The 25,506-nt window shown below is 52.8% G+C and carries 26 protein-coding genes and 1 tRNA gene; 15 read left to right on the top strand and 12 right to left on the bottom strand.

The annotated features are described in order from the left end of the window. Window positions 1–26: 26 nt before the first annotated feature. The 7 genes from argS to EDD53_RS03735 all read left to right on the top strand — a co-directional run bounded on the left by argS (window position 27) and on the right by EDD53_RS03735 (window position 7,750). Complete coding sequence (argS, locus tag EDD53_RS03765; RefSeq protein WP_123791842.1) at window positions 27–1,745, top strand: arginine--tRNA ligase; 1,719 nt, start codon at window positions 27–29, stop codon at window positions 1,743–1,745. A 115-nt stretch (window positions 1,746–1,860) separates the two neighbouring features. Beyond that, the gene (locus EDD53_RS03760; RefSeq protein WP_123791841.1) at window positions 1,861–3,270 is read left to right on the top strand and encodes an SPOR domain-containing protein; all 1,410 of its coding nucleotides are present in this window, start codon (window positions 1,861–1,863) and stop codon (window positions 3,268–3,270) included. Further along, a complete protein-coding gene (gene nagZ, locus EDD53_RS03755) occupies window positions 3,239–4,258 on the top strand; it encodes a beta-N-acetylhexosaminidase (protein WP_246002184.1) in 1,020 nt (339 codons plus the stop codon). Before EDD53_RS03760 ends, nagZ begins: the two co-directional genes overlap by 32 nt. A 38-nt stretch (window positions 4,259–4,296) precedes the next feature. Further along, entirely contained in the window at window positions 4,297–5,094 is a 798-nt protein-coding gene (locus EDD53_RS03750; RefSeq protein WP_123791840.1) for a segregation and condensation protein A, read from the top strand. Then, window positions 5,091–5,768, top strand: coding sequence for an SMC-Scp complex subunit ScpB (gene scpB / locus EDD53_RS03745; protein ID WP_123791839.1), 678 nt, complete (start codon window positions 5,091–5,093; stop codon window positions 5,766–5,768). The genes EDD53_RS03750 and scpB overlap by 4 nt, the downstream gene beginning before the upstream one ends. A 43-nt stretch (window positions 5,769–5,811) precedes the next feature. Continuing rightward, window positions 5,812–6,057 (top strand): hypothetical protein, encoded by a 246-nt coding sequence (locus EDD53_RS03740; RefSeq protein WP_123791838.1) that lies wholly within the window; start codon window positions 5,812–5,814, stop codon window positions 6,055–6,057. A gap of 244 nt (window positions 6,058–6,301) precedes the next feature. Then, window positions 6,302–7,750 carry a GGDEF domain-containing protein gene (locus EDD53_RS03735; protein WP_123791837.1) on the top strand — a complete coding sequence of 483 codons (1,449 nt, stop codon included), beginning with the start codon at window positions 6,302–6,304 and terminating at the stop codon, window positions 7,748–7,750. Window positions 7,751–7,788: 38 nt separating this feature from the next. On the opposite strand, the gene EDD53_RS03730 is transcribed toward EDD53_RS03735, so the two are convergent. From EDD53_RS03730 to EDD53_RS03695, 8 genes are all read right to left on the bottom strand, one after another. Beyond that, entirely contained in the window at window positions 7,789–8,865 is a 1,077-nt protein-coding gene (locus EDD53_RS03730; RefSeq protein WP_123791836.1) for a 2'-deoxycytidine 5'-triphosphate deaminase, read from the bottom strand. A 99-nt stretch (window positions 8,866–8,964) separates the two neighbouring features. Next, window positions 8,965–9,041, bottom strand: a tRNA-Pro gene (locus EDD53_RS03725). Window positions 9,042–9,129: 88 nt separating this feature from the next. Continuing rightward, window positions 9,130–10,332, bottom strand: a complete 1,203-nt coding sequence (locus EDD53_RS14945; protein ID WP_246002181.1) for a MerR family transcriptional regulator — start codon at window positions 10,330–10,332, stop codon at window positions 9,130–9,132. 14 nt (window positions 10,333–10,346) lie between these two features. Next, window positions 10,347–10,646, bottom strand: coding sequence for an integration host factor subunit alpha (ihfA, locus tag EDD53_RS03715; RefSeq protein ID WP_123791835.1), 300 nt, complete (start codon window positions 10,644–10,646; stop codon window positions 10,347–10,349). Window positions 10,647–10,759: 113 nt separating this feature from the next. Further along, window positions 10,760–11,734, bottom strand: a complete 975-nt coding sequence (locus EDD53_RS03710; RefSeq protein WP_123791834.1) for a beta-ketoacyl-ACP synthase III — start codon at window positions 11,732–11,734, stop codon at window positions 10,760–10,762. Between the two features lie 24 nt (window positions 11,735–11,758). Next, the gene (plsX, locus tag EDD53_RS03705) at window positions 11,759–12,883 is read right to left on the bottom strand and encodes a phosphate acyltransferase PlsX (protein WP_123791833.1); all 1,125 of its coding nucleotides are present in this window, start codon (window positions 12,881–12,883) and stop codon (window positions 11,759–11,761) included. Window positions 12,884–12,906: 23 nt separating this feature from the next. Continuing rightward, on the bottom strand, window positions 12,907–13,113 hold the full coding sequence (gene rpmF / locus EDD53_RS03700; protein WP_123791832.1) for a 50S ribosomal protein L32: 207 nt from the start codon (window positions 13,111–13,113) through the stop codon (window positions 12,907–12,909). 189 nt (window positions 13,114–13,302) lie between these two features. Continuing rightward, window positions 13,303–13,899, bottom strand: a complete 597-nt coding sequence (locus tag EDD53_RS03695; RefSeq protein ID WP_123791831.1) for a YceD family protein — start codon at window positions 13,897–13,899, stop codon at window positions 13,303–13,305. Window positions 13,900–13,987: 88 nt separating this feature from the next. Here EDD53_RS03695 and EDD53_RS03690 point away from each other — a divergent pair, with 88 nt between their 5' ends. Then, window positions 13,988–14,464, top strand: a complete 477-nt coding sequence (locus EDD53_RS03690) for an outer membrane protein assembly factor BamE (protein ID WP_123792385.1) — start codon at window positions 13,988–13,990, stop codon at window positions 14,462–14,464. Window positions 14,465–14,543: 79 nt separating this feature from the next. On the opposite strand, the gene msrB is transcribed toward EDD53_RS03690, so the two are convergent. Next, window positions 14,544–14,978, bottom strand: coding sequence for a peptide-methionine (R)-S-oxide reductase MsrB (msrB, locus tag EDD53_RS03685; protein WP_123791830.1), 435 nt, complete (start codon window positions 14,976–14,978; stop codon window positions 14,544–14,546). 184 nt (window positions 14,979–15,162) lie between these two features. Here msrB and EDD53_RS03680 point away from each other — a divergent pair, with 184 nt between their 5' ends. From EDD53_RS03680 to EDD53_RS03650, 7 genes are all read left to right on the top strand, one after another. After that, window positions 15,163–15,909, top strand: a complete 747-nt coding sequence (locus tag EDD53_RS03680; RefSeq protein WP_123791829.1) for a GNAT family N-acetyltransferase — start codon at window positions 15,163–15,165, stop codon at window positions 15,907–15,909. A 51-nt stretch (window positions 15,910–15,960) separates the two neighbouring features. Continuing rightward, on the top strand, window positions 15,961–17,775 hold the full coding sequence (locus EDD53_RS03675; RefSeq protein WP_123791828.1) for an ABC-F family ATP-binding cassette domain-containing protein: 1,815 nt from the start codon (window positions 15,961–15,963) through the stop codon (window positions 17,773–17,775). Window positions 17,776–17,999: 224 nt separating this feature from the next. Then, window positions 18,000–18,587 (top strand): outer membrane protein, encoded by a 588-nt coding sequence (locus tag EDD53_RS03670; protein WP_123791827.1) that lies wholly within the window; start codon window positions 18,000–18,002, stop codon window positions 18,585–18,587. Between the two features lie 131 nt (window positions 18,588–18,718). Beyond that, window positions 18,719–19,186, top strand: coding sequence for a DUF1499 domain-containing protein (locus EDD53_RS03665; RefSeq protein ID WP_246002179.1), 468 nt, complete (start codon window positions 18,719–18,721; stop codon window positions 19,184–19,186). Between the two features lie 94 nt (window positions 19,187–19,280). Beyond that, window positions 19,281–20,330: a peptide chain release factor 1 gene (gene prfA, locus EDD53_RS03660; protein ID WP_123792383.1), complete on the top strand. Its 1,050-nt coding sequence runs from the start codon at window positions 19,281–19,283 to the stop codon at window positions 20,328–20,330. A gap of 3 nt (window positions 20,331–20,333) precedes the next feature. Next, a complete protein-coding gene (prmC, locus tag EDD53_RS03655) occupies window positions 20,334–21,185 on the top strand; it encodes a peptide chain release factor N(5)-glutamine methyltransferase (RefSeq protein WP_211331578.1) in 852 nt (283 codons plus the stop codon). A gap of 318 nt (window positions 21,186–21,503) precedes the next feature. Beyond that, on the top strand, window positions 21,504–22,241 hold the full coding sequence (locus EDD53_RS03650) for a DUF4167 domain-containing protein (protein WP_123791826.1): 738 nt from the start codon (window positions 21,504–21,506) through the stop codon (window positions 22,239–22,241). 77 nt (window positions 22,242–22,318) lie between these two features. Here the strand turns inward: EDD53_RS03650 and rsmA are convergent, their stop codons facing one another. Genes rsmA through EDD53_RS03635 form a run of 3 tightly spaced genes read right to left on the bottom strand, consistent with a single transcriptional unit; the run spans window position 22,319 to window position 25,427 of the window. Then, window positions 22,319–23,161 (bottom strand): 16S rRNA (adenine(1518)-N(6)/adenine(1519)-N(6))-dimethyltransferase RsmA, encoded by an 843-nt coding sequence (gene rsmA / locus EDD53_RS03645; RefSeq protein ID WP_123791825.1) that lies wholly within the window; start codon window positions 23,159–23,161, stop codon window positions 22,319–22,321. Then, entirely contained in the window at window positions 23,158–24,150 is a 993-nt protein-coding gene (gene pdxA / locus EDD53_RS03640) for a 4-hydroxythreonine-4-phosphate dehydrogenase PdxA (RefSeq protein ID WP_123791824.1), read from the bottom strand. Before pdxA ends, rsmA begins: the two co-directional genes overlap by 4 nt. Window positions 24,151–24,152: 2 nt before the next feature. Next, window positions 24,153–25,427: a peptidylprolyl isomerase gene (locus tag EDD53_RS03635; RefSeq protein ID WP_123791823.1), complete on the bottom strand. Its 1,275-nt coding sequence runs from the start codon at window positions 25,425–25,427 to the stop codon at window positions 24,153–24,155. Window positions 25,428–25,506 lie beyond the last annotated feature (79 nt).

The raw sequence follows: 25,506 nt of genomic DNA, 5'->3' as shown, positions 1-25,506 counted from the left end.
ACAACACCCTTAGAGAGACGCATAAAATGAACCTTTTCGCTGATATCCGTACGCTTGTCCTTGCCAGTCTTGATGCCATGGTTGCCGAGGGCGCTTTGCCCGAAGGCCTGTCATTCAACAATGTCGCAGTCGAGCCGCCACGAGATGCTTTGCACGGCGATATGGCGACAAATGCGGCGATGGTTTTGGCCAAGCCTGCCAAATCCAACCCCCGCGTGATTGCGCAAGCCTTGGCTGATAAACTGGCGACTGATCCGCGCATTGATAGCGTCGATGTCGCAGGGCCAGGCTTTATCAATCTGCGCCTCAATCAAGATGTCTGGGGTGATTTAATCACCTCTGTGTTGCAAGACAAAACCTATGGCGCATCTACCTTGGGCGCTGGCAAAAAGGTCAATGTCGAATATGTTTCAGCCAACCCGACTGGCCCCATGCATGTGGGCCACACACGCGGTGCAGTCTTTGGCGACGCTTTGGCCAGCTTGCTGGATTTCGCAGGCTATGATGTGACCCGCGAATATTACATCAACGATGGTGGCGGGCAGGTCGATACGCTGGCGCGCTCTGTCTATGAACGCTACCGTGAGGCCAATGGCCTGTCGCCTGAGATTGCCGAAGGATTGTACCCAGGCGATTACTTGGTGCCCGTGGGCGAAGCGTTGAAAGAAAAATACGGTGACAGCTTGATCGGCAAGCCTGAATCCGAATGGCTGGCCGATTTCCGTGTGTTTTCCACGGATGCGATGATGGAAATGATCCGCGATGACCTCAAGCTACTCGGCGTTGAGATGGATAAGTTCTTTTCTGAAAAATCTTTGTATGACACTGGGCTTATCGAGAGCGCGATTTCAGAGCTGAAAGACAAAGGTCTGATCTACCGCGGCACGCTTGAGCCGCCAAAAGGCCAGATGCCTGACGATTGGGAACCACGCGAGCAAACGCTGTTCAAATCCACCGATCACGGCGATGATGTGGATCGTGCCATTCAAAAATCTGATGGCGCTTGGACTTATTTTGCCCCTGATATTGCCTATCACTACGACAAGGTGCAGCGCGGTTATGATGAGATCATTGATATCTTTGGCGCCGACCATGGTGGCTATGTCAAACGCATGAAGGCAGCCGTTTCAGCGCTGTCTGATGGCAAAGTGGCCTGCGATATCAAGCTGGTGCAATTGGTGAAATTGTTCAAAAACGGCGCAGAGTTCAAAATGTCCAAACGGGCAGGGACTTTCGTGACCCTGCGTGATGTGGTCGAACAGGTGGGCGCAGATGTGACGCGCTTTGTTATGCTGACCCGCAAGAATGATGCGTCTTTGGACTTCGATTTTGACAAAGTTCTTGAGCAATCCAAAGACAACCCAGTGTTTTATGTGCAATACGCCCATGCGCGTGTGCAATCTGTTTTGCGCAAAGCCAAGGATGCTGGTGTTCCTTTGGTTGATGTTGCAAAATTCGATGACCCCGCTGAAATCACTTTGGCACGCAAGCTTGCCGATTGGCCGCGCCAAGTAGAAATCGCAGCCAAATCACATGAGCCGCACCGTATTGCCTTTTATCTGTATGAATTGGCGTCAGATTTCCATGCGCTTTGGAATAAAGGCAACGACAAACCTGAATTGCGTTTCTTACAAGATGACTTAAATGCATCAGCGGCAAAAATTGCCCTGCCACGTGCCGTAGCCGTTGTTATTTCGGCAGGATTGGGTATTCTAGGCGTAACACCAGCGCAAGAGATGCGATAAAAATCGCACCTGTGTTGGTTTCCTAGGGGTGAATGACGGACATCAATGATCCAGATCGCCCCATCGAGCAGTCTATAACCCGTTGCTTTAAAACGGGAATTGGTATGAGGCAAAGATGGCGCAGGATTTTTCTAGGCGCGCACAGCAGGGCTACGCCCCGCGGGTTAGTGCGCCTGTTCGCTCTCCTAATGAGAGGGCTTACGGTTCGCAATACGCACAAACATCGGCCCCGCAGGCGGCGCAGCATCCCACGGGCCAGCCCGACTGGGGCTATGACCCGCGCGGTCAAGCCCATGATGTGCATGCCTCTCAGGTTCACCCAGACTATGCGCACCAGCAGCAAAGTGATGCCGCTCAACCCCAAAGCTATATGGGCGCAGATGTAAACAGCGCTGATCTGGATTTTGGCCTAGGCCAACCCCAATCCGTTCCGCTTGGCGTCTATGGATCAGCGCCGCTCAAGCAGATGTCTGCGTCAAGTTCATATCCCTCCGCAGGCCACCAAGCGCCCCCTGGCATGTCTTATGATGCCAATGGCAATGGGTATTCCGATGATGGGACTTTGCGGCCTCAGCTGGGCGCTGCACAATGGGGCGGCGCGGTTGTGTCTTTGGCTTTGATGCTTGGGCTTGGCATTTGGGGCTATCAGTTGATGATGCGTGATGTGTCTGGCGTGCCTGTCATTCGCGATATGTCTGCGGATGCACGCTCTATTCCGTCCGATCCAGGCGGCCAATTGGCGATGCACCAAGGTCTGGCTGTCAATTCTGTGACGGCTGATGGCTCTGCTGCTGCACCTGCCGATCAACTCACATTGGCTCCGCGCCCCATGGTTCTGGCTGATGAAGACGCGCCAATGGGGGCAGCGATGGCCGTTGTCTCGGCCTATCAGCCTGATAATGCCTATACACAAAGCGAGATCCCAGCATCATCGCCCTTGGCGGATCAAATCGATACTGCCGCTATAGATCAAGCCGATTTGGCTGAACCTGCTGACAGTGCGATGACTTTGGACAATGTCGAAGATGTTGCCGCTGATATGGCTTTATTGTCGCAAATTGATGCTGAAGCAGATGCTGAAACAGATGTTGAGACCCTAGGCGCAGTGACCCAATCCCCAATGCCGCGTGCGCGGCCCGTGCGCTTGGCGTCATTGGCCGCCCCCGCCGCGACAACGCCGACGGTGCAGACTGATGCTAGTCTTGATGGTGTTGCGGACGATATCTTAGCTGCTTTGGGCCAAGAAGGCGAAATCTCGGCCGATGAAGTGCCTGAGGGATCACGTCTGGTGCAATTCGGAGCCTTTCAAAGTGAAGAAATAGCGCGCTCTGAATGGGATCGTTTGGCGCTGAAATTTGATGCCTTGATGGATGGAAAAACCCGCGTCATCGAGAAAGCTCAAGCGGGCGGCAAAACATTCTACCGCTTGCGTGCGCTTGGCTTTGCAGATGCTGCAGACAGCAATCGCTTTTGTGCTGCTATGACAGCGCGCAATGCGGCCTGTGTGCCTGCGCGTCAGCGTTAAGTCACCAGTTATGGGGCAGGGCGCGTATATCTTGGGCTGTCAGGGGCTTCGGCTCACAGAGGCGGAAAAGAGCTTTTTCAAACAGGCCAATCCTTGGGGCTTTATTCTGTTTGGGCGCAATGTCGACAGACCTGATCAGCTTGCCGCACTTTGTGATGAACTGCGAGACTGCCTTGGCTGGCATGCGCCGATTTTGATCGACCAAGAAGGCGGACGTGTGCAGCGTTTGCGTGGGCCACAGTGGCGTGACTTTAACCCGCCTTTGGATGACATAACCACGAAATCCAACCCTGAACGCGCCATGTGGTTGCGCGGACGCTTGATTGCTGATGATCTTGCGGCTGTGGGGATTGATGTAAATTGTGCCCCGACCTTGGATGTCGCACGCGATATTACGCACCCTTTTTTGCGCAATCGCTGTTACGGCTTTGATGCTGACACAGTTGCGAAAATGGGCCGCGCTATGGCGGATGGGATGGCTGCGGGGGGCGTGGCATCGGTGATGAAACATATCCCCGGTCATGGGCGCGGCACGGCCGACAGCCATAAAGATTTGCCACGGGTCTCAGCCACGCGCAGTGAATTGACCGAAGATTTTGCGCCCTTTAAAGACCTGAATACGCTTTCGATGGGCATGTCTGCCCATATCGTTTTTGAGGCAATTGATCCCGATTTGCCCGCCACACAAAGCCCTGCTTGTCTTGATATGATCCGCAATGAAATCGGCTTTAAGGGCCTGTTGATGACCGATGATATTTCTATGCAAGCGCTCACTGGCACAGTCGCACAGCGGGCGCAAAAAGCACTCCGAGCGGGCTGTGATTTGGTCTTGCATTGCAATGGCGACATGGCTGAAATGGAAACCATTGCCGCTTTGGGGAGGATGACAGATCAGGCGCAAAATCGCGCAGATCGTACAGCAAAGACGCGGCCTAAGGCACAAAGCATTGACATTGACGCGCTGGAAGCTGAGTTTTACGCCTTATAACGTCGCCATTGACCCTAAATCTGGATCTAAAGCAGCCCATGTCGCAAACTGACGCGCAATTTGAATTTTCTGAAGCGCTCAGCGTTGAAGAACGCCTTGCAGCAGAAGCGCTGATTGTTGACGTTGACGGTTTCGAAGGTCCGCTTGATCTTTTGCTGACCTTGTCGCGCACTCAAAAAGTCGATCTGCGCACGGTGTCCATCTTGCAATTGGCACATCAATATTTGGCCTTTGTCGAAAAAGCCAAAGAGCTGCGTATCGAATTGGCCGCTGATTATCTGGTGATGGCGGCTTGGCTGGCCTTTTTGAAATCGCGCCTGCTTTTGCCCCCTGATCCCGCCGATGAAGGCCCATCAGGCGAAGATCTTGCAGCACATTTGGCCTTTCAATTGGAACGCTTGTCCGCCATGCGCGATGCGGGCGCAAAATTGATGGCGCGCGACCAAAAGAACCGTGATTTCTTTGTGCGCGGGGTGCCTGAGACCATGGAACGGGTGCGCAATGTCACCTATACAGCGTCTTTGCTGGATTTGATGCAGGGCTATGCACGCATTCGAACCAAAGATGAGTTTCGCCCCTTTGTGCTCGACCGCAAATCTATTTTGTCTATGGAACAAGCGCTTGAACGTATGCGCGGGTTGATTTCATTTGCTGGCGATTGGACCGATCTATCGTCCTATTTGCCTGAGGGCTGGGAACTTGATCCCAAAAAACGCCGATCAGCCACCGCAGCCACCTTTGCCGCCTCTTTGGAATTGGCCAAGGCAGGCAAAATTGAACTCAGACAGGGCGAAACATTCGCCCCCATCCAAATTCGGAGCCGGACCGACAGATGAGTCAAGATATCACTGAACCCGTTGAGAACGCCCAAAACACCGCCGATGCTCCGCGTGAAAGCCTGTTCGAAGCACCGCCCTTAGCGGAACAAGAACGCATGGTTGAAGCTGTCTTATTTGGCTCGGCTGATCCGATCAGTCTTGCAGAACTGGCTGGTCGCATGCCGCATGGTTGTGATCCCAAAGCAGCCGTTGAGCAATTGCAGCGCCGCTATGAAGGGCGCGGTGTGCGCGTGGTGCGTGTCGGTGAGGCTTGGGCGATCCGTACGGCGCCTGATCTTGGGTTTTTGATGCAAAAAGAAACCGTAGAGACCCGCAAACTGTCGCGGGCAGCGATCGAAACCTTGGCTATTATCGCCTATCACCAGCCCTGTACCCGCGCTGAGATCGAAGAAATTCGTGGTGTTTCTGTGTCTCGTGGTACGATTGATCAGTTGATCGAAATGGAATGGATTAGGTTTGGCCGCAGGCGCATGACGCCAGGCCGCCCCGTGACCTATACTGTGACGCCCGTGTTTTTAGATCACTTCGGTTTGGAAACAGCCCGTGATTTGCCGGGTTTGAAAGAGCTGCGTGCGGCGGGCTTGTTGGAAAATCGTCCGATGCCTGTTATGGGGGATATAAGTGAAGAAGACGCGGACGAGCAGGATGATTTGTTCGAAGACGAAAGCTAGGCGTCGCATCCATAGCACGACAGCTTCAAGCGAGGAATGACTGATGAATATTGATCGACTTTTGAATATGGTTATCCGTCAAGTGATGCGCCGTGTGTTAAATAAGGGCATCGGGGCAGGGATCAACGCAGTGACCAAAGGGCGTGGCGCTCAAAACAACAGCCAAGCTGAGGATGGCTTTTCGGCTGAGGATCAAAACAATGCCCCACACTCTGGGCAAAACTCTCAAGCGGCAAAGCAGGCAGCCAAGCGCGCCCGCAAAGCTGCACGTTTGGGCCGCATGCGCTAGTCGCTTGAAGGATCTGTCGCAAAATACATTACAACTTGCGATTTTTTCATCTCAGCGCGCGAATTTTCGCCGAAGTTCTCGGGAAACGACCTAAGATTACCCTTAGGTCAATTTACGTAAAATTGTTAACCTTTTGTTAACTTTTGCGAGGCAAACACACTGTGAAAAAATTGGCATTTTGGGGCTAATTTATCAACGTTACTTCGGAGTTCCAGCGTATGAGTTCAAGGTCAGACCACTTTCTATGAAAACTCCAACCCAAGTTACAGGCAATATTCATAGAGCGCGTACGAAATGGTTTCGACCGATTGCGACAGCTTTGCAGATAAAAACACTTTTTATCTATGCAGGACTTTTGGTTGCCGCTTTGTATCTGATATCGATTGGGGCGCGCCAACGTGGCTATAACTTTGGCTTTGGCGATGCGGTTTTTGACGGTGCTTGCGTGCTATGCGTTGTGCTGATTGGGGGCGCAGCTTTTACAGGTCTGTTCGCAAAGCGGTTTATTTGGGTTAAAAATTGCGTTTACGCTTTGATATTGATTGTGAGCTGTATTCGCTTTGCTGAAATCGGCATTCTACGCGCGTCGCCTGTGTCTAATGCACTTGATCAACTCTTGTGGGGCGCCGTGCAGCCTATGAAAATGGGGTTGGTTGCAGCCATTCCTTTGTTTTTCCTCAGCCTTGGTGTGCTTTCAAGTTATAGATATAAATCGGCTGCTATCGTATTGATTTTAAGCAGTTTATGCTTTCCTTTAGTTTCACTTCTCGCGCTCAGTTATAACAACTTTGGTGGATATGCGATGATCCCCGTTTCCATGTCGGTTGTGCTGTTCCTTTTGGGACTGGCAGAACTGTTGCTCCTTGCGCGCGCCCCCTTGCTGCGCCCGTTTTTGACAACCTATTCTTGGGGCCGCTTGGCGCGACTTCAGCTTTTATCTTTGTCGATTGGCGCGTGGTTTTTGGGGTATATCGTTTTGCAAACAGGGCGTGAAACGGTGATCGAACCCGTTATAATCGGTATGCTATGGCTGTTTCTTGTGACCATTTTGTCGACGGGGTTTGTGTTCGAAAAAGTTGATCGACAACGCCGCGTGCAAGAACGCGACATGAAACGCAAAGCCAATTTTGATCCTCTGACGGGTCTGTGGAACAGACGCGCTGTGCGCGATATGCGGATGTTTCGCCGTACGATCGCTGGCACACATCTGGTCAACACCCATGACCATGTCGGCGTGATATTAGCCGATGTGGATATGTTCAAACGCATCAATGACGTGAGTGGCCACGACGAAGGCGATCGTGTCTTGCGCGAAATTTCCCGCGTTTTATGTGAACGCGTGCGCGGTCTTGATGTGGTCGCACGCTGGGGGGGGGAGGAGTTTTTAATCCTATTGCCCAACCTATCAGCACGAGAAACCATGAAAGTTGCGCAAGTTTTAAGGGTCGCCATAGCGACATCCGTATGCTGGAGCAATGTGGGACGCAACGACCCTGTTACAATGTCTATCGGTGTCTCGAGCTTGTCAAAAGCGGGCGAAAAAACCTTGGAGGGTGCAATTCAAGAAGCCGATGATGCCTTGTTTTCAGCCAAATCACGGGGCAAGAACTGCGTGGTTTTATTTGGCCAAGAATTGCCAGAGCGTGCTGCGGATTTGGTCACGACATTCACGTCAAAACGCGCCTTGCATTGAGGTCGCCGTAGCAAAGTCTTGGCGCAGGTCGTGGCGCGTTAAACAGGTGGTTTGAAATGCTTAGACAGTTTCAAACCTTGCCCTTGGTAATTTGATTTCAGGTCGGCGCCATACAAACGCTGTGGCACTTCGTTCATTTGTTCGTAAACCAAACGCCCTACGATTTGGCCGTGTTCCAAGACAAAAGGGGCTTCGTGGCAACGCACTTCCAATACGCCGCGTGACCCTGTGCCGCCAGCATTGGCATGCCCAAAGCCTGGATCAAAGAAACCCGCGTAATGCACGCGAAATTCGCCGACCATTGCCAAGTAGGGCGCCATTTCCGCGGCCATTTCTGGCGGGATATGTACAGCTTCTCGGCTGACCAAAATATAAAAAGCGCCGGGGTCCAAAATGATCCGCCCATCCTTTGTGTGAATCGGCTCCCAGTAATCGGCGGGGTCGTAATGACCGATTAAATCCAGATCAATGACCCCCGTATGAGGTTTGGCGCGATAGCCCACAAGATCCCCATCGCTTGGGCGTAGATCAACGGAAAACCCCAAACCTTGGTCGATCACCGCTTCGCCATCCACCAAGGGCGATTTCATGTGCAAATCATGCAGGTCAGCATCGCTGAGCACGGCTTGACCTTCACGGAACCGAATTTGGTTGAGCCGCATCCCAGGGCGTACCAGCACTGAAAATGACCTTGGGCAAATTTCCGCATATAACGGACCAGTGTAGCCAGATGCGATCCGATCGAATTCAACACCTTCGTCAGTGATCAAGCGCGTGAGTAGATCAAGGCGACCCGTCGAGCTTTTTGCATTAGCAACCGCTTGAATTGTTTCGGGTAAATCAAGATTTTCCATCAAGGGCACGACGTAGACACAGCCCTTTTCCAGCACGGCACCTTGGGTTAAATCGATTTGATGCATCTCAAATTCAGTGAGGCGCTCGGCGACGCTATTTCCAGCCCCCGCCAAAAATGACGCCCGCACACGCCAAGCGCGATTGCCGAGGCGTAGGTCCAGTGAGGCGGGTTGAATTTGCGCATCAATCACGGCTGGCGTCGCATGGATTGCCCCAGATTTGATCATCTGTTCAATCGCTTGATCTGCTAAAACACCCATAGTCTTCTCCCAGCCGATGGCCTTGATTTTGTTGGCGTATTCATAACGCAAAAATGCCCGCCGCGAAAGTCTCGCAAACGGGCATTTTTGTGGGTAATTTGGTCGGGCTAGCAGGACTTGAACCTGCGACCTTCCGTCCCCCAGACGGACGCGCTACCAGACTGCGCTATAGCCCGAACTGTGGTCTTTCTACGGATTTTGACCGGCGGGGCAAGAGCGAAATGACGATTTACCCCAGATCGATGTGAAAATCCGATGGCCCACTTAGGCATGTGCCAATTTGTCGTGTAGCGCTTGCGCACGCTGCGCTATGGCTTGTAAAACCTCTGGGTCTGCATTTGCCAAAGACGCCGCAGTCAGGCGCCCTAAAACACCCGAATAGACATCCAGCCCTTCGGCGTCATCTGTCGGATCCGCTGGAACAGAGGCTGGATCAAAGCTTGCAGGCGCATCAACCGGATCGGTGCTGAATTCTTCTGGCGTAACGTCATCCAGCGCAGCAAGGTCCATTGCATCCTCGGATACGTCAAGAGAGCCAATCGGGTTTTCAACATCCGAAAGCCCATCCATGGCAGCAAGATCCGCGGCGAATTCCGCGTCGGGTGCGAAATCTGTTGCTTCGGGAGAGGTGTAAGAGTGATCTAAGTCTGGCTCTATATCTTGCGGGTCTGCCGCTTCATTTACGGGGTCCGCGTCTGAGCTTAGTGCATTTTGTAAAGCGGCTTCAAAGGCTTGCTCATCCTCAAAACCCGTAGCGTCTGGCGCAGTGTCTTGTGTAACCTCATCAAGGGAGGCTGGCGATGGATTGGAATCTTCTGGCGCTGCTGAGGCGCTTTCTGATGCGGGTTGCGGATCATAACCGCGCGTGAAGTCGGGGTATTCGTTATCTGATGCCGTATCAGATTCAGGTGAATCTTCTTGAGTGACATCTTTTTCGGTCTCACCTTCGGGGTCAGGCGTCACAGGGGTAGGCGTCACGGGCGCATCGAAATCAAACATATCGCGCTGCGCTGGTGGATCAGCTGGCGGCATCTCTTGTTGATCAGGGCGCGCGAATGGCACAACTTTTTCGACCTCGGCGGGGGGCGTTGTTTCATAAGCCCCTGTGGGCACATCTTCAGCCATGGGGGCGGCTGGGGCTGAGCCAAGCGGGCCGATAGATTCGGGCAGGGGGGTGACGGGCTCGATGCCTTCCAATTCAGGCGACATAGAGGCCACGTAACGCACACCATGCTCACGCAACAATTTTTGCACGCCGCGAATGGTCATACCATCTTCATGCAACAGCTTTTTGATGCCCCCTAAGAGGATCATGTCTGACGGGCGATAATAGCGCCGACCACCTGCGCGTTTTACAGGTTTGACTTGTGAAAAACGGCTTTCCCAGAAACGCAAAACATGCGCGGGGGTGTTTAGCCAATCGGCGACTTCGCTGATCGTACGAAAAGCGTCGGGCGATTTATCCATATAACAACAGTGCCTTAGCTTTTGTTTCCGTCTGCAACACGGTCTTTCATCAGGTGTGACGGACGGAATGTCATGACACGGCGCGCAGGGATCGGTGCTTCATCGCCTGTTTTTGGGTTGCGACCAACACGGGCAGATTTAGACCGCACGGAGAAGGTGCCGAAAGATGAAATTTTCACGGTTTCGCCAGCGACCAAGGCGTCTGACATATGTGACAGCACGCTTTCAACGAGCTGCGCTGATTCATTGCGGCTTAGGCCCACTTCACGAAATACGGATTCGCTTAGGTCCATACGTGTCAATGTTTTGCTCATATCAGTCCCCCAAAAGATGTTATGCTATGACTTTGGCACCTTGAAAAGGATCAGTCAATATCAATGACTTGTGCAGAACGGTTCAGGTGGACTTAAGGTCAGTTTGGCTGCTTTTACCAGCGCAGGACGACAGCGCCCCAAGCCAAACCGCCACCAATCGCTTCGGCGACGCACAGATCGCCTTTTTTGATTTGCCCGCGCGCTTTGCCCACGGACATCGCCAAAGGAATCGAGGCCGCAGATGTATTGCCGTGATCTTGCACTGTGACCACAACTTTATCCATTGGCAGGCCTAGCTTTTTGGCTGTGCCTTCGATGATGCGAATATTGGCTTGGTGGGGGATAACCCAATCAATTTTGTCAGCCGTCACATCAGCTTTGACCAAAGCCGCTTGTGCTGTAGAGGCCAATTTTGAGACGGCTTGACGGAACAAGGCGTTGCCCTGCATCCGCAGTTTGCCCGCTGTGCCTGTCGTCGCCACACCGCCATCGACGTATAACATATCGCGGTAAGTGCCATCTGAATTCAGATCGACAGACAGAATACCACGGTCGTCAGAGGTGCCTGCGGCGGCTTCAGCTTCCAATACCAAAGCCCCAGCGCCATCGCCAAACAGCACACAGGTGGACCGATCGGTCCAATCCATGATGCGGCTAAAGGTTTCAGCGCCGATCACCAAAACGCGCTTGGCTTGGCCTGATACGATTTGCGCGTTGGCATTGGACAGGGCGTAGATAAAACCCGCACAAACGGCTTGCACATCAAAGGCATAGCCTGATGTCATGCCCAATTCTTTTTGGATCATCGTGCCAACAGACGGAAAGGTCAGGTCGGGCGTTGATGTTGCGACGACGACCATATCGATGTCGCTTGCTTCAAGATTTGCGTCTTTGAGCGCAGCGCGTGCGGCAAGCGCGCCCATTTGTGACGTGGTTTCGCCTTCGGCAGCAAAATGACGGCGCTCGATACCAGATCGGGTGCGAATCCATTCGTCGGTCGTGTCGACCATGGCTTCGAATTCGGAGTTGGGAACAACGCGTTCTGGAAGATAATGGCCAACGCCTTTAATTACTGCCCGTACGGTCATAGCGTTCGCTCACATTTATTAGAATTATTGTTCAGTTTGCGCTGCGGCTGCGACAGATGCAACCCGTGCGGCCAAACGGTCAGAAAATCCTGACGCGGCCAACTCATAGGCGAGTTTTATTGCCGCCGAGACGCCTGTGGCATCTGCAGAGCCATGTGATTTCACAACTGTGCCACGCAATCCAAGAAAAACGCCGCCGTTCACACGTCGCGGATCGATTCGTTTTTGCAAACGACTCAAAGAGGTCAAAGCCAGCAAGGCCGCAACCCGCGACAAAGGCGTGGCTTTGAAGGCTTCTTTCAAGAAATCGCCAATAAGCTTGGCAGTGCCTTCGCCCGTTTTCAAAGCGATATTGCCCGTAAAGCCATCGGTGACAATCACGTCGACAGTATCGCCTGGAATATCGCCACCTTCGACGAAACCTCTGTAGTCGAATTCGCCAAGTTCTGCGGCACCCGCGATCAGGTCTTGCGCTTCTTTAAGTTCCGCGCGGCCTTTGTGATCTTCGGTGCCGACATTCAAAAGACCAATGCGCGGACGCAACAAGCCCATGCCGTTGCGCGCATAGGATGCGCCCATCAAAGCATATTGCAGCAGGTCGCGGGCATCCGCACGAATGTCTGCGCCCACATCCAGCATCACGTTGAATTGTTGCGGATTGCGCGAGGGCCACAAGCATGCAATCGCAGGGCGGTTGACGCCCTCGATCTTGCGCAGGCGGATCATTGATGTCGCCATCAAAGCGCCTGTATTGCCGCAAGACACCACAGCCTGCGCGTCACCGTTTTTCACGGCGTCAATCGCAGAGCGCATAGATGTATCTGCGCGTCGCATGGCTTGTGATGGTTTTTCATCCATAGAAACAATGCCTTGCGCGTCACGTATTTCAACGCGGCCCTTAAGGTTCTTTTTCTTCTGGATCAATTTTTCAAGTTCGGCAGCATTCCCATGAACGATAAAATCGACCTTATCATTCTTAGCTGCAGAACGTGAAATACCGGCGACAACAGCCGCCGGTCCACGATCTCCGCCCATGGCGTCGATAGACAAAGTGATACGAGTTTCAGCCAAAGCGCCAAGTCGCCCTGTGACCTTATCCGCAATTTCGGATTGCGCCGAAGCGGGATCGGTTAGGGTCTGTGCGCTCATAGCTGTTACTCTATCAATCGAGCTTATGCTGCGTCTTCGTCGTAATCGATGTCGTCAGCTTGTGCGACGACTTCGCGTTCTGCGTAGTGACCACATGCGCCACAAACGTGGTGCGGGCGTTTCAACTCACCGCAGTTTGGGCATTCAGCTGGGTTGCCAGCTACAAGTGCGTCGTGTGAACGGCGCTGGCCGCCGCGTGAACGTGTAATCTTACTCTTTGGGACTGCCATTGGCACAACCTCTAATTTAAGGGGGCATCTGCCCCGAACTGTGGGCCTTAGCCCCTTTTTGTATCAGCAATTTGGTGGCGCACTAAAGGCTGCGCTGCGACCAAATCCCAACATGCAATTGAGGCCGGGAACATACTGAGAATTGTGTATGTTGCAAGGACTTTGTTTGCGGCGAATTATTGGCCCGTCTTAGTCGTCTTTTTCCAGCTTGTCACGTAGGCTTTTCAAGGATGCGAAAGGTTTTGTGTCTGCATCGGTCATTGCATCGGTTCCAGGCTCTGAAAACTGTAAATTCGACAATTCTGCATCACTTGCACGCGGATAAGCGGGCAGGGCCAGCGCCAAAGCTTCGATTGCGACCTCAGATAATGTCAAAGCGGCGGGAATCGGTTCCAAAGTATCATCTTCGGGCATTTCGATTTCATCTTCGTTTTCGGCCGTTGCCAAAGCGGGGTCTGTGAAATCTTTGGTATAAAGACGTGTCACTGTGATATCGATCCGTGTTGTCACGGGGACCAAAGTGGCGACACAGGCTTGTGACACTGTTGCGCCCAATTTTGCGGTCAATTGCCAATCACGTTTGTTCATCGGGGTGAAAACGCCTTCGAAACGCATTTTCTTGAGACCCAGCAAATCCAAGTCGCGCCGAATATCGGCCACTTGGGCAGAATCAGGGGCAATGGCAAAGTCATGATCGCGCGTTGGGGCCAGATCTTGCAGGCGAAGACTTTCGCCCCAAGCTTTCAGGGCACCGTATGGGCTGTTTTTCGTTCCATCTTTGGACATGACTGCGTTCTCCTTGATCGCGCGGCGGTGGTCGTATAAGTCGATTAAAAGGCAAGACCGCACAACGCAAGAGGGGCTTATGCTCAAAATGAACGACACTTACCAGCAAACATCTTGGACAGGCATCGCATTAAAGGCTGTCGTTATGCTGTTGGCGGTCCTAACTTTAACGGCTTGTGTGGCGCAATATCGCAACCACGGCTATACGCCAAACGATGCAGATTTGGCCCAGATCGTGGTGGGCAAGGATACGAAAGACACAGTGCGCAACGCAATCGGTGTGCCACAATCCGAAGGCCTATTGGCCGATTCTGCATGGTATTATGTCCGCTCTCAATTCAAACACCTTGGGGCCTATGCGCCTAAAGAAGTGGATCGCCAAGTTTTGGCCATTTCATTTGACACAAGCGGGCGCGTGTCGAATGTCGAACGCTACGGGTTAGAAGACGGCCAAGTGGTTACCCTATCGCGCCGTGTGACGGTGTCGAATGTGCAAGGTACGACATTCTTGAAACAGCTGTTTGGCAATCTGGGTCAAGTATCGGCCGAACAATTGCTGCAATAATGCAAATTCGATCAACTCAATAAAAAGGCGGCCCGCATCACAAGGGCCGCCTTTTGCATGTTATATATATGTACCGACGTTAGTCAGCCTGTTCAGCATTTTCACTTGGCTCGAAGTGCAAAGCCACGCCGTTGATGCAATAGCGCATGCCTGTGGGTTTTGGCCCATCGGGGAAGACATGGCCGAGGTGGGCACCGCAATTGTCGCAATGCACTTCTGTGCGGATCATCCCGTGCGTGGTGTCGCGGGTTTCGCCAACAGGCGCGCCGTCTTTGGCCTCATAAAACGCAGGCCAGCCGCAATGGCTTTCATATTTGGCACTTTGGGTGAACAGTTCGGCATTGCAGCACACACAATGAAATGCGCCTGGCGTTTTGGGGAACCCTTGGTGGGAATAGGGGCGCTCTGTTCCGTGTTCACGGGTCACGTGATAGGCATCGGCATCCAAAATCTCGCGCCATTCTGCATCGGTTTTGGTGACTTTTGCGGGGGCGTTTTTAGGAGTGTCTGACATGGAACCTCATTTTGTTGTCGCACACATCACGCGTGCTTGGTGTATAGATAGTGTCATTTGTGCAAATCTCTAGGCTTTGTCTGCGCTTGCATGCGTCAAATTTTTGTCACCTCTTGTCGGCTATAAAGAGAAAGCCCATAGATAAAGAAGCCGTCATAGGGTGACGACACAGAAAGCCAGAGCCATGTTAAACTTGCGAAAATCGCGTTATTCAGTGCGCCTAGCCAGTCAGCCTGCTGATGTTTTGGCCGCGCAGCGGCTGCGACACATGAGCTTTGTGAAACAAGCGCAGAACAGCCCAGATTCCACCGATCAAGATGATTTTGATGCAGTGTGTCAGCATGTCTTGATCGAGGACCGCAAATCAGGCCAGCTTGTGTGTTGTTTTCGCTTTATGGAATTGGCCAGCGGCGCTGAGATCGCGCAAAGCTATTCGGCGCAATATTATGAACTCGAAGCCCTCTCTAAATACAAAGGGCGCATGGTTGAGATGGGTCGTTTTTGCGTGCATCCCGATTGGAAAGATGCCGATATCCTGCGTATCGCTTGGGGGGCGATGACGGCCTATGTGGACGACAATAACATCGATATGCTTTTCGGTTGCTCCAGTTTTCATGGCGCGGACTGGGCGCTGCATGCGGATGCTTTGGCGATGTTAAAACACCGTCACCTTGGCCCCAAAACACTGTTGCCGCGTATCAAAGCCCCTGATGTATTCAAATTCGCGGCCCGCTTGCGGCGTAAACCCGATGCAAAACGCGCTGCCCTGGCTATGCCTCCTTTGTTGAAAACCTATCTCATGATGGGCGGCTGGGTGTCGGATCACGCTGTGGTGGATCGCGACTTGGGCACCTTGCATGTGTTCACGGGGGTTGAAATCAGCGCTATACCGCCCGCCCGCAAACGCCTTTTGCGCGCTGTGGCCAGCTAAGTCGTCGCAATCGCCGTTGACCTTTTCGTTTAAGCGCAGTAGCGGATTGCCATGGCTAGAGCACCCTTACTTCAACTTTCCGGTATTTCCCTGACTTTCGGCGGCGATCCCGTTTTCGACAATCTTGATCTTGTGGTTCAGCAAGGCGACCGTGTCGCTTTGGTGGGGCGTAACGGATCGGGAAAATCCACTTTGATGAAAGTCATGGCTGGCTTGATGGAGGCCGACAAAGGCACGCGCGTCATGGGGCCGGGCACCACGGTGGGCTATATGGAACAAGAGCCCAAGATGGATGGCTTCACCACTTTGGGTGAATTTGCCGCCTCTGGTCTTGATCCGATGGAAAGCTACAAGGTCGACATGGTCGCTGAAGGGTTGAAATTTAACCCCGAAGGCTTGATCGCCACTGCTTCTGGCGGGGAACGTCGCCGTGCTGCTTTGGCGAAACTTTTGGCCGAAGCGCCGGAATTGATGCTGCTGGACGAGCCGACCAACCACCTTGATATTCAAGCCATCGCATGGCTGGAAGAAGAATTGAAAACCACCCGCACCGCCTATGTGATTATTTCGCACGATAGGGCGTTTTTGAACCGTTTGACCAAAGCCACGCTTTGGGTCGATCGCGGTCAAGTGCGCCGCCAAGAAGAAGGCTTTGAGGCCTTTGAAGCATGGCGCGACAAGCTGTGGCAAGAAGAAGACGACCAGCGTCACAAGCTGAACCGCAAGATCAAAGCCGAAGCGCGTTGGGCCGTTGAAGGCATTTCTGCGCGCCGCACCCGCAACCAAGGCCGCGTGCGGGCTTTGCAAGATTTGCGTGCTGAACGTGCAGGGCAGATCAAGCGTCAAGGCACAGCTGCGATGGATTTAGAAGTGTCCGAAGTGTCGGGCAAGCGCGTGGTCGAAGCCATAGGCATTGCGAAATCCTTTGGCGATAAAAAAATCCTAAGCAATTTCGACATTAAAATCGGCCGTGGGGATCGCATCGCTTTTGTCGGCCCCAACGGCGTTGGCAAAACAACGCTTTTGAAAATGCTGACTGGCGAGATCGAAGCGGACGCTGGCGAAATCAAGCTGGGCACCAAGTTGGATGTGGCAGTTTTTGACCAAACCCGCAGCAATATTCGCGAAGACCTAACCCTTTGGGAAGCGCTTTTATCAGAGAAAAACCTGACCGTGTCAGGGCGCGCTGATCAGATCATGGTGCGCGGGCATCCCAAACATGTGGTCGGCTATCTTAAAGAGTTCCTATTTTCTGATGCCCAAGCCCGCGCGCCTGTATCCGCCCTATCTGGTGGCGAAAAAGCGCGTTTGCTTTTGGCGAAAATCATGGCGAAACCGTCAAACCTATTGGTGCTTGATGAGCCGACCAATGATTTGGACATCGAAACACTGGATTTGCTGCAAGAATTGCTGACTGATTTTGCTGGCACTGTATTGCTGGTCTCGCACGACCGTGACTTTATCGACCGTGTCGCCACGCAGACCATCGCCATGGAAGGCGACGGGCAGGCCACCGTGTATCCAGGCGGTTGGACGGATTACCAACGTCAACGCAAAGCCACAGCGCAAAAAACTGTCAGCACTGTGAATATGAAATCCAAACAGAAATCCGCTGAAAAACCTGTGGAGCCTCCCAAGTCCAGCTTGAGCTTTACAGAAAAGCACCGTTTGGAAGAATTACCTGCTGAAATTGAGAAGATCGAATCTGAAATCGCTAAGCTGGGCGAATTGATGTCTGATCCCGCGCTTTTCACCGAACAGCCTGTAAAATTTGCCAAGGCGACAGAAATGTTGGCCGAACGCCAAAAAGCTCTTGAAGCCATTGAAGCAGAATGGATGGACCTAGAAGAGCGCAATGCAGGCTAAATATTGCCTGCCTTGCGCGATTTTTTGCCTGAAATAGGCGGGTTCCACGCCGATCAGCACAGTGATTGTGCGTAAATGCGCGGATCAAATTTTTCTCACGGACCTGTGATTGGTTGCCCCCTAGTCGTTTGAAAAAAAAGGTATATCTCAGCTCCAGACGCAACGGGCATACCGCCCCGCGCTGACAATCATGGACCTCAATAGAGGCCGACAGGAGATAGATTATGAAAACCATCGCATTTGCACTCGCATCCGCTTCAACACTTGTTTTGGCTGCTCCAGCTTTCGCAGGCAACCTTACACCAGCTGCTCCAGAAGCACCTGTATATGTAGCACCTGTTGAAACTGCTGGCGCTGACTGGACTGGTTTCTACGCTGGTGCCACAGCTGGTTACGGCTACGGTGAAGACGCAGCAGAAGACGCTGATGACAGCACCTACGGTGTATTTGGCGGCTACAACTATGACATGGGCGACTGGGTTGTTGGTGGTGAGCTGGAGTACAGCAAATCCGACATGGAAAACGCAGGCGTTGAAGTGGACGACATGACACGTTTGAAACTACGTGCTGGTTACGACTTCGGTAAAGTTGTTGTCTACGGTATCGCTGGTGCGAACTACACCAACGCAACAATCGCTGGCACAGATTACTCTGACACAGGCGTAAGCTACGGTATCGGTGCAGACTACGCTGTGACTGACAATATCGTTGCTGGTCTTGAAGTCTTGCAAAACGATTTCAACGAATTCGACGACAGCGGTGCTGACCTCTCTGCAACAACTGTTGCAGCAAAAGTTGGCTTCCGTTTCTAAAGTATATTTTAGGAACGGCTTGTTACAGCTGGTACTGTAATGAGTATCGCTTTCAGTCGATATTGTAATGAGTGTCGCCCTCGGTTCATATGGACCGAGGGCGTTTTAATTCCACGCCAATGATATGCTAGATGTCAGGTTCTGGTCTTCTCAACACAGCCAATCTAAAAGGACGTATGAAAGTGCTCATTTTAATCCCTATTGTGATCATCGTTGCTTTGCAGGCCTATATCCGCCTTGCACCTATTCATGCAAAAGAATGGCATGTTGATCCTTTCACGGCACAACCCCCACAAGAGGGCGGCGTCTTGGATATTTTCCAAACTGAAGTTTCCTCGCAAGCCGCGCTTGAGGCCTATCACGCTGTTGCACTTTCAACCCCGCGCACCAAGCTTTTGGCAGGCTCCGTCCATGAGGGGCGTGTGTCTTATGTCACGCGCAGCCTGCTTTGGGGATTTCCCGATGTCACAACTATTGGCGCACAACCCAGTGAGACAGGCAGCCAAATCGCGATGCTTGCGCGCTTGCGGTTCGGCAAGGGCGATATGGGCGTAAACGGCAAACGTGTGGCCGCTTGGAAAAATACTGCGGGTCTCTAAGCGCGTGACGTGATGATGTTTATCAGGGTCAGGCGAGGGGCTTAGGCGTCAAGCCCTCTTGACCAAACCTGCCGAAGCAGGCAACACATCGCATATGATACCAGAAGAACGCTTACATCAAATCACCCAGCGCTTTGAATTTATCGAAGCCTCCATGTCGACTGGCGCAGGCGATATCGTGGCCCTCGGGCGCGAATATGCTGAATTACGCCCCGTTGTGGATCAAGTGCGTAATTACATGCAGGTCGTGCAAGACATCGCTGATGCGAAAGTCATGTTGGATGATCCTGACATGAAAGAGCTCGCCGAAGCTGAATTGCCAGAACTCACAGCCCAATTGCCTGTGATCGAAGAGGCACTGCAAATCGCGCTCTTGCCCAAAGATGCAGCCGATAACGGATCTGCAATTTTGGAAATTCGCCCTGGCACAGGGGGCGACGAAGCGGGTCTGTTTGCGGGCGATCTGTTGCGCATGTATCAGCGCTATGCTGAAAACATGGGATGGAAATTCGACATTATCGAACTCTCTGAGGGCGACCTTGGTGGCGTGAAATCTGTCACCGCCAATGTTGTCGGGGAGGGTGTGTTTGCGCGGCTGAAATACGAATCTGGCGTTCACCGTGTACAACGCGTGCCTGAAACGGAAAGCGGCGGACGGGTGCATACCTCTGCGGCCACTGTTGCGGTTTTACCCGAAGCCAAAGACGTTGATATCGATATTCAGCCCAATGACATTCGTATTGATACGATGCGCGCCTCTGGTGCGGGCGGCCAACACGTGAACACCACAGATTCTGCCGTGCGGATCACCCACTTGCCCACAGGGATCATCGTGGTCTCTGCTGAAAAATCACAACACCGTAACCGCGAAATCGCTATGAACGTGCTGAAAGCGCGTTTGTATGATGCAGAACGCCAGAAAATCCACGATGAACGCTCCGCAGATCGCAAAAGCCAAGTCGGATCAGGCGATCGCTCTGAGCGCATTCGCACTTACAATTTTCCCCAAGGGCGCTTGTCCGATCACCGTATCAACCTGACTTTGTACAAGTTGGATGCCGTGATGGCTGGCGATTTGGATGAAATCATCGATGCGCTTATCTCAGATCATCAGGCGGCGCTTTTGGCTGAAATGGGGCAATAAATCATGCCCTGTGATGTGTCTGGGGTTCAAACGGTACAACAGGCTTTGATCGCAGCCGCGCGCCAGCTTGAAGCGGCAGGCATCCAAGGTGGCGCCCGTGATGCGCGTTTAATCATGGCGCATATTTTGCAACTTGATCCCAGCCGCATCACTTTGGTGGCCCACGATCCCCTTGCATCTCAGGCTCATTCGCAATTTTGCACTCTTATTGCGCGGCGTGTGGCGCGTGAACCTGTGAGCCATCTTTTGGGGCGCAGGCAGTTTTATGGCCGCGATTTTCACGTCACCCCTGACGTTTTGGACCCGCGCCCTGAAACCGAAACCCTGATCTTTCATGCCTTGCAACGCCCCTTTGCCTCTGTGTTGGATATGGGAACGGGATCAGGCGCGATCATATTGACCTTATTGGCTGAAAACCCACTGGCCAAAGGGCAGGGCAGTGATCTGTCTCAGCCTGCATTAAAGATCGCGCAAGCAAATGCCGATCTACTGGGTTTGAGCAAGCGGGTGCAATTTACCCAGTCAAATTGGTTCGACAACCTCGACGGGACTTTTGATCTGATCGTGTCAAACCCACCTTACATCGCCTTGAATGAAATGGCTGGGCTTGCCCCCGAGTTGTCGCATGAACCGCGCCTTGCCTTAACCGATGAGGCAGATGGGCTTACCGCATATCGCCATATTGCAGCCGAAGCGGCGCGCTATCTTAACAGCCACGGGCGTTTGATGTTTGAAATCGGTCCAAGTCAAGGCCAAGCCGTCGCAGATATGCTGCTGAACGCAGGATTTAAAGCAGTGCGCGTCATTGCTGATATGGATGGGCGTGACCGTGTTGTGACAGGAATCGCTCTCTAGAGCGCGAGGGCTGTGATGGCAAAGCTGGTAAGGAAATCATAAGGTTTTGCGGTCAATATCATAAATTATAGCGGTTTATGCGCGATAATTTGTATATTTGACACAAAGCGGCTTGTAAAAAATTACCAGTCATGTTTACTCACTCCAGCGAAAGGTGGGACTTGTTCCCTCTCGCAGTCATCCAAAACTCTGTCGGTGCTATGATAAGTTCTATCGAACTTAAAGCAGCATAAGCGGCGATACAGGACAGTTTTTAGGCCGAATTTTAGGCAAGCCGGGCCAAAGATCCGGCGCAAATAGGCGCGAAAGTCAAAACATATGAGATCTTCGAAAAATCGTTCGCGGTCAAAGTCGAACAATCGCAATAACAACAACCGCTCTGGGGCGAATGTCGTCAATCGGACATTTGATAGCTCTGGCCCAGAAGGTAAAGTGCGCGGTACACCGCAACAGATCATCGAAAAATACAATCAATTGGCGCGCGATGCGCAACTGAGCAACGATCGTGTTGCCGCTGAAAATTTCCAGCAGCACGCAGAACATTACACCCGCCTGTTGGGTGCGGCGCAAAAAGAAATCGAAGCACAGCGTCAGCAGCAAGAGCGTGAACAGCAAGAGCGCCGTGAACGTCAAGAAGCTGAACGTGCAGAGCGCGCAGAACGTGCAGAACGCAATGGCGACCGCCCTGATCGGAACGAGCGTTCAGACCGCAATGATCGCCGCTCGCGCAATTCGGATCAATCTCGCCCCGAAAATGCAGGCGAAGGCGAGCAACCTGATGTTGCAGAAGTTGTAGCTGATTCAGGTCTGGTAGAAACCCCTGAAGAAGCGCCTAAGCCCAAGCGCGCCCGCGCACCGCGCAAACCCCGCGCTCCGCGTGCACCAAAGTCAGATACAGAAACATCTGAGAGCGCAAAGGCAGACGCAGAGGCCCCTAAATCAGATAATCCTGTGAATGATGCGCCGAAAGCGAAAGCGCCTAAGAGTGAAGCGACAAAAGCCGACGCCACGCCTGCGGATGCCCCAGCAGATGACGCCCCAAAAGTCGCTGAGTAAAATAGACCACATAATTTACGAAAAACCCGCCAAACGGCGGGTTTTTTAATATCTATCACTGAGGTGAGCGCCTGCGATTAGTCCTTTGCAATCTCGCGGGCAAGGGCACACCAGCCTTCAAGTGGCACCTGCTCGGCACGTTCTGTCGGCTTGATGCCCGCGGCCACAAGATAGTCTTCGATCTCTGGCTTCACGCCCTTAAGCGAGGCACGCAGCATTTTACGGCGTTGATTAAAACCCGCGGCCACAACCCGCTCCAATGTTTTCGCATCGGCCTCAAAACGTGGTTTTTCCAAAGCCTCGAAATGCACGACAGCGGAATGAATTTTCGGCGGTGGACTAAAGGCTTCGGGCGGTAATTCCATCACCAAACGTGGATTTGTGCGCCATTGGCTTAAAATCGCAAGACGCCCATAAGTTTTATTTCCGGGCTTTGCGACAATACGGTTGGCGACTTCGCGTTGAAACATCAAAGTCAAAGAGGCCCAATAGGGCGGCCACACATCTGGGGTCAACCAGCGGATTAACAGTTCAGTTCCCACATTATAGGGCAGGTTCGACACGATCCGCACAGGGGGGGTCAGTTGCTCTAGCGGGTTGATGTCCAAAGCATCTGCGTTGATGATTTCTAGGCGGCCCGGATAAGCGTCTGAAATTTCTGCCAATGGACCCATCGCACGGGAATCTTTTTCGACGGCCAAAACTTTGCGTGCGCCTTCGGCCAGCAGGCCACGGGTCAAACCGCCAGGGCCAGGGCCGACCTCAAGCACATCGCATTTGGTTAAATCGCCCGCTTGGCGTGCAATTTTTGCCGTCAAGTTAAGATCAAGTAGAAAGTTTTGCCCTAATGACTTTTTTGCAATTAATCCATGGGCTTGGATCACATCTTTAAGGCTGGGAAGCCCATCATAACTGGTCATATATCGCTGTCCTTTGCGGATCGTTCTGCCATATCCCACGCCATATCTAGCGCCGCGATAAGGGATGAAGGGTTGGCTATGCCTTGGCCTGCGATATCCATCGCTGTGCCGTGATCGGGGGATGTCCGAATGAAAGGCAGGCCCAATGTGACGTTGACACCACCGTCGAAATCGATGGTCTTAATCGGGATCAGCGCTTGGTCGTGATAGGCGCAGATCGCCACATCATAGGCTTGGCGCGCACGGGCGTGAAACATGGTGTCAGGGGGCATTGGCCCTTTTAGGTCAAAACCTTGCCCACGCAGAGTGTCCAACAACCCATTCATCCAGTCTAGTTCTTCAGATCCCATGGCACCACCTTCGCCCGCGTGGGGGTTCAGGCCCGCAATGGCGATGCGCGGGCGTTCAATGCCCCAGTGTTGCGTCAGATCATTGGCTGTGATGCGAATGGTTTCTTCCAAGACTTCGGGCGTGAACTGATCAGCTACATCTTTCAAAGCTATGTGGATCGTTGCTGGTACAACGCGCAGTTCAGAACAGGCCAGCATCATGACAACGTGATCCACACCCGCCAGATCGGCTAAATATTCCGTGTGTCCCGGATAGGCGAAATCAGCGCCATCTTTAAGAATTTTCTTGTGTATTGGTGATGTGCAAATCCCAGACGCTTGGCCCGTTTTGACCAAATCCACAGCGCGGGCTATGACATCAATCACGCCCTGCGCATTGGCAAAATTTGCGACACCCGCTTCAGCTGGTGCAGGAAACAAGTGGCAGAGCACAGGCAAAACCCCCGCAGGCACATCATAGGCCTCGTGAGGGGCTTTGATTTCCGCGAATGAGGTCTGAACGGGCAGGTGGCGCGGGTCGCCGATCCAAAAGAAAGGCACACGGCCTTTCATATCCAAAATCGCCTTGGCAGCGACTTCAGGACCGACGCCCGCAGGTTCACCGCAAGTCAGCGCGATAGGGGGGCGTCTGTGTTGCATGATTAATTTCGCTTGATATAGGCGTCTGCTTCCAATTCAGCCAAATGATTTGCAGCCAAAGCGCCAATGGCTTTGCTGGTCAAATCAGACCGAATAGCATCGCGGTCTGTGCTAGACTGATTGTCAAAGTTACGGTCGCAGAGCATCAGGAACACCAAAGTTTGACCATTGGCGCGTGTCAGCGCTGTCGAACTTTCGCCTGCGTCCAATTTCGACAATTCAACCGCCACATCATTGGGGATTTCAGACACATTCAAGGTGTCGATTTCCAATTGGTCAAGCAAAGCCGCTGGTACGACCCCATAAAGGTCATCGCAAGTGTCCACATTGGCGCGAATTTTCGCCGCTGTTGCGCGCGCTTTTTCAGTTTGACCGCCTGCAATGTAATAGGCTGCATATTCCAAACTTGTGGCGCGTGGTGTCGGGGCTTCGATTTCATCCAAGCGGCGCAACTGGAAAATGCCGATTGCATTATCGGTCGACAAGGGTGCAGATATTTCACCTGGCTTCAAGGTAGAGGCAGCAACGCGCAAAGGCCCTGGCAAATTGCCAATTGGCGTTGGGTCCATACGTCCTGATCGTTCACCACTTGGGGCCACAGAATATTTACGCGCGGCGGCAGCAAAGGCTGAAATGCTTGGGTTGGCTGCGATTTGTTTGGCCAATCTTTCAGATGCTGCGCGTTCTTCCGCATTGCGCGCAGGTAAGAACAATTCGGACATGGACACCATAATGCCGCCAGACGGTCCAGCATTTCGCAAGGCGCGATCAACATCAGCTTCGGAAATATTCACCTTTGAAGAAAAGCGCGCGCGTGCGTAGTCACGCCAAACCAAGCCTGCGACCACATAGTCACGGAAACTTTGCGCCGATACGCCATTGCGCCCCAAAAGCGTCAAAAGCTGTTCGGGGGAGAGCCCGCCTTGCTCTGCGAAATTTCGAATGCCTGTGGCAACGGCCTCATCTGAGACAGAAATTCCAACGCGTGCGGCCGCAGCCAGCTTTAGGCGTTCTTCGATTAAACTGTCCAAGACCAATGATTCAGTGCTGCCGCCGCCCAAAACGCTGAGCAATTGCATGCGTTGTTGCAATTCATATCGCGTGACAGCGCTTTCGTTGACCGTGGCCACAGGGGCAAACAGGTTTTGCGCATAGGCGGGCGATAGGGCGCCAAACCCAGCACCAAGTGCCAAACTGGCAAAGCACCCAGCGTGCAAAATGGCGCGCAGCGCTTTGCGTTTTTGTGCGATCTTTGCTTGGATGATCATGCGTGTCATACCCGCCCTCGTGTCTTCAACATCTTCGTTACGTCTTTCATAAGCGGTTTCGGTCGGGGGGCCAAGCGGCCAATTTTAG

This window comes from Pacificibacter maritimus (genome assembly GCF_003814915.1).
Classification (GTDB): Bacteria; Pseudomonadota; Alphaproteobacteria; order Rhodobacterales; family Rhodobacteraceae; genus Celeribacter; species Celeribacter maritimus.
This window is presented reverse-complemented; position numbering and strand designations above follow the sequence as displayed.